This window comes from Nonomuraea sp. NPDC004186 (assembly GCF_053603495.1).
In genome coordinates this window covers 1-4,913 of record NZ_JBSGFQ010000250.1, presented here as the reverse complement: position 1 = coordinate 4,913, position 4,913 = coordinate 1, and the positions used below count along the sequence as shown (strand labels likewise).

General features: G+C 69.9%; 2 protein-coding genes. One reads left to right on the top strand and one right to left on the bottom strand.

Annotated features, from left to right (window positions below; all coding sequences use genetic code 11):
• Nucleotides 1-74 precede the first annotated feature (74 nt).
• Entirely contained in the window at nt 75-3,620 is a 3,546-nt protein-coding gene (locus ACWEPL_RS64915) for a hypothetical protein (protein WP_452442987.1), read from the bottom strand.
• 196 nt (nt 3,621-3,816) lie between these two features.
• Here ACWEPL_RS64915 and ACWEPL_RS64910 point away from each other — a divergent pair, with 196 nt between their 5' ends.
• Nucleotides 3,817-4,821, top strand: a complete 1,005-nt coding sequence (locus ACWEPL_RS64910; protein ID WP_363962628.1) for a LacI family DNA-binding transcriptional regulator — start codon at nt 3,817-3,819, stop codon at nt 4,819-4,821.
• Nucleotides 4,822-4,913: the final 92 nt, after the last annotated feature.

Genomic DNA, 4,913 nt, shown 5'->3' with positions numbered 1-4,913 from the left:
CCCCGCCAGAATTTCCCGGTCAAGCGTCATCAGTATTCGCGAGTCGGGATAAGGCGGGTAGCCGGGCTAGGCGTTCAGACGCGGCACGTGACTCGCCGGTAGTCGAGCTCACGGTCCTGATAGGCGAAGTTCCCGCCGGCGTCCAGGTACGACGCGGAAACCACCACGGTTCCGCCGGCGAGTTCCTTGCCCGTGCCGGAGAACGTGTGCAGGACCGCACGGCCCGGCGCGACCCGCGGGTACGTCTTCTCGCCGAGCGGCGTCACGAGGCGGAGGTCGACCGGCACCTTCTCCTGGTTCATCGCCACGACGGTGAGGCGCGGCGGGGACGACAAGCAGGACGACAGCGCCGTGGCCTTCACCCTGACGTTGCCCGCGGGGGCCGCCAGCAGGCGCAACGGCCGGAACTTCGCGGGGTCCTTCGACTCCGCCACGCCCTTGCCCCACGTGCTCCATCCGCGTCGGCCGGCGCCGTCGTTCTCGTTGACGGCGACGGTCGCAGAAAGGATCCCGTTGCCGGGTTTCACCCCGATCGCGCCGAACGGGAGCGACAACTCGTACGTGGTCGTCTTCGCGGCTTCGTCACGCGTCACCGCCGACGCGAGCCCCTCGGTCGTGGCGTTCGCGGGCAACCAGCGCGCGAGATCCACCGGGCCGGCGCCGGTGAGCGCCGTGCCGATCTCACTGACCGGTACGGCGCCTTCGCCGGGCCATCCCGGCGTCGTACCGAGCTGGACGCTGTCGCCCTGCCAGATGTTCATGGCCCGAGCGGGCTGGGCGTGCGCGTTGTCGGTGATCACGGCGGTCAGGTACAGGCGTTCGGTGTCGTGGGTGAGCCAGAGACGGCCGCTGTGGTCCTCATCGCCCGCCCAGCCGCTGATCACCTGCTCGGCCGCACCGAGCGTCTGCGCGGGAAGGACCGCTACGGCATCGTCGACCTTGCCGTCCACCTGCACCGGGCGGAACGCCACATCGACCGGATCCGCGCCGACGAGGGTCCCGCGCGCGGTGGCGGTCGCGTCACCGCTGGCGGTGGCGGTCCAGGCACCGAGCTCGGACAGCGGCACGTCTACGGAGACGCTGTCGTCGCCGGCGACAGTGGCGCCGGGCAGCGCCCGGCCGCTCGACGAGCCCATGGTCCAGTCGATCCCGTCGATCTTGACAGGTTCGGCGCCGCGGTTCACGAGGGTGAGGCGCAGCAGGCCGGCCCCGGTGGCGTTGAGCGCGTGCGTACCGGTGAGCCCGAGCCGGGCCACCACGTCGGCGGTCGCCGCGAGAAGCCCGACCGTGCGATCGCCCTCGCGGACCTCGGCGGTCCAGGTACGCGTCCCCACGCCCGCCGGCGGCAGCGTGACGGCGACCGACCGGGTCTCACCCTTCGCCACCTGCGCCGACGTCGTGCCGGCGTCGGTTCGCAGGGACACGTCCAGCGCCCGGTCCCCCGCGGTGACCGTCCACTTCGCCGCGGGCGCGAGACCCTCGATGGCCTGGTCGACCGTAAGCGCGTACGGCGACTGCACGGACACCTCTCCCACCTCTCCGGTGAGATACACCGGGTCCTTGCCGACGGCGACGTGGACCCGGCCGTCGGCGTCCGGCCGCAGCGTCGCCTCGGCGCCGTAGAGGTCGGTCACCTTGACCTCGCCCGCCGCCTTGATGCTCCAGGTCTCCGGCTTCAGCGCCCACAGGGCCTGCATGCGCGTGGCGGCGGGCTCGCCGGGGCGGGCGCCGAACTCCACGCCGTAGCGCCCGCTGCCGAGCGCCGGCACCTGCCGGACCGCGCGGTCGTCGGTCTGGCGGGTCAGGATGCCCTGCGCGACGAAGGCCGGTTTCGGGGTGTACGCGCCTCGGGGGTCGTTCTCGTTGCGGATGATGCCGAAGCGGTGCTCGGGATTCTTCGGGTCGGTGCCGTCGTCCTTGAAGTCGTAGACGGTGTACTTGCCGATCCCCTTGCCGAGGGCCAGCAGTTCCGCACGGGACAGATTGCGGGCCTGCGACTTCTCGTCGGCGCCGAGCGGCGTGTCGGAGGTGTGCCATCCGTGCTCGCTGAGCCAGATCGGCATGTCGCGGTGCCCGGCAGCGTCGAGTTTCGCCCGGATCACCCCCACGTGATCCATGAACGACTCCGGCTCGGCGGCGAAGTCGTAAGGGTGCGTGGTGAAGGCGTCGAGGTCGTCGAGGCCGCCGGCGGCGATGAAGTCGTCCACCCACTTGGACCATTCGTCCATCGGGGCCAGCGCCGGGCCGGCCAGCTTCGCGCCGGGATGAGCCGCGCGGACCCGATCGGCGGTCGTCGCCAGCAGCGCCGCGTAGTTCGCCGCGGTCGCGCCGGCGGGCCCGGTCCGGTCGCGCAGGTTCCACTCGTTCCACACCTCGTAGAAGGTGTCGTCCGTCCCGAACGTGGCGACCGAGACGTCGGCGTAGTTCGCGAACGCGTCACGTCCGGCCTGCGTGGCCGGCGCCTCGCCCTCGTGGTAGAGGCTGTTGCCGTACGCGAGGATGTCGAAGAACTGGAGGTTGTTGCTCGACAGCGCGGCGGTGTACGCGTCCACCTTCGCGGGGAAGTCGATCGTGCCCTTGACCTTCTCCGCCTGGGCCCAATAAGCCTCGTCCCGGGCGAAACCGGCTCCCGCGTCGGCGATGAGCGGGATGGTGTCGGTGGACCAGGCCTGGCCGTAATGCGTCGCGACTCCGATGCGCTCCTCGCGCGCGTCGGACGCGGGGAGCACCGACACGTCGGTGCCGCCCGCGACGCGCCGACCGTCAGGTTGCACGGCCACCAGGTCGACCGCGTACCAGCCGGTGGGCAGTTCGCCGAGCGACAGCGTGCCCCCCAGCTGCGAGGTCTCCTTCGCACCGGAGGTCACCACGGCGTTGTCGATGTCGCGTACGGTCCACTCCAGGGACTTCGCCGCGGTGTGGACGCCGAACGACACCTCCTGCCCGGTGGCGAACGCGTTACCGGTCGTCGTCGGAACGATCGCGAGGTCGGGCGCGGGGCCCCGCACGGTCACGTCGTCCACGTCGATCGTCGCCGTCGGGCCGTTGACGACGCGGAACGCGTCTACCAGGAGCGACAGGTGCTTGAGCGGCCCGTGCCAGACGCCGTCGTTCGCACCGCCCCAGTGGATGTACTCCGCCGCGCCGGCCGGGGCGAAATCACTCACGGTGACGGCCTGCCACTGCGATCCGGGAGTGAGGGGGCGAGTCTGCTGGTGCGCCTGCCCGGTGCTGTCGATCATCCGGACGACGATGCCCTTCAGCTGGGTGCTGCGCAGGGCGAAGGTCAGCGAGCGAGCGTCGATCGAGGGGATGCCGCGCGCCAGCTCCGCGGTCCCGCTGGGCGCGTTCACCTGGAGACGGGCGGCGCCGCTGCCGCTCGCCGGCGCGTCCGAGGTCACGGCCAGCGACACGGTCGTGCTGCCGCTGGTCGCCGTGAACCAGGGGGTGACGCCGTTCTCGAAGTCTCCGAGTACGACGTCGCCCGGTGCGGCCTGGGCCGGTGTGGCCGGTGCGACGAGTGTCGCGACGGCGACGCCGAGCGCGACCAGCCCGGAGACGATCGCTCGGCGTAATGGACTCCCTGTCAATCGGCGGGCGGGGGTGGGGCCAATCGACATGCTCACTCTCCTCGCTGGACGGCGACACGACCATGGTTGCGAAACCGATTTCGCAATGGGCGAAGTGTGAGCGGCGGCCCAGGTCACTGTCAAGGCTCACTTTCCGGAGGATGCGCACGCCCGCGGGACGCCGCCCGGCCTCCCCCGCGCCTCCAACCGGAGCGGGTCATTGACGCGCCTTCGGTACAATCGGCCGGTGCCGTCCAACCGCAAGGGCAGTGTTCGGCTGAGTGATGTGGCTGCGATTGCAGGAGTGTCGCTCTCGACTGCCTCGAAAGTGCTCAACGGAACGGACCGGATTTCCGAGGCGACGCGCGCGCGGGTGCTCGCCGTCGCCGAACGCCTCGACTTCAGGCCAAATGCGCTCGCGCGTTCCTTCGCGCTGGGCCGCAGCCGCACGGTCGGCGTGCTCACCCACCGCGCGGACAGTACGTTTTCCGGGCCCGTGGTCATAGGCGCGGTCCTGCAACTCGGCAGGCTCCAACAAGCCGCCCTCGTCTTCGACGAAGACGTTCTCGTCCATCGCGAGATAACCGAAAGCATCCGCCAGTTCCAGGCTCGCCAAATTGACGGACTCATCGTCATCGGGGACGGGCACGAGCGCCGATCACCGTCGATCACGCACCATTTCACCGTGCCGGTGACATACGCCTTCGCGGCCTCCGACCACCCCGAAGACGTCGTCTTCCTGCCGGACAACGAGGGCGCGGGAGCTCTCGCCACCCGCCATTTGATCGAACGCGGGCGCACACATATCGCCCACCTCACCGGCAATCCGTCGAGTATCGCCGTAAGCCTGCGGGAGCGCGGCATGCTCAGCGCGCTGAATGAGGCCGGGCTCCGCCCTGCCGCTCCGACGCGTTATGGCTCCTGGACCGAGGGGTCGGGAGTCAAGGCCATGCAGGAATTGCTCGAGTCCGGCGCGAAGGTCGACGCGGTGTTCTGCGGCAATGACCACATCGCCCGTGGCGTACTCGATGTCTGTGAGGCCAAGGGTCTACGCGTACCTCAGGATCTGGCAGTTGTCGGGGTCGACAACTGGGAGGGAATCATCGTCGACCAAGGGGTCCGGCGGCTGACGACAATTGACCTCGAGCTCAGGTCCATGGGACAACTCGCCGCCGCGAACGTTCTCGCCGACGACCGCACTCCGGGGGAACATTACGTCCCTCCCACACTCGTGCTCGGCCCGTCGTCTTAGCCTCGATCTTTCGCGATCAAGGTGTGGTCGGCTGAGCGGTCCAGCTGAGGGTTGAATTGCGTGCTGTGGTCAGCGCGCTGGCCCGGCTGTCG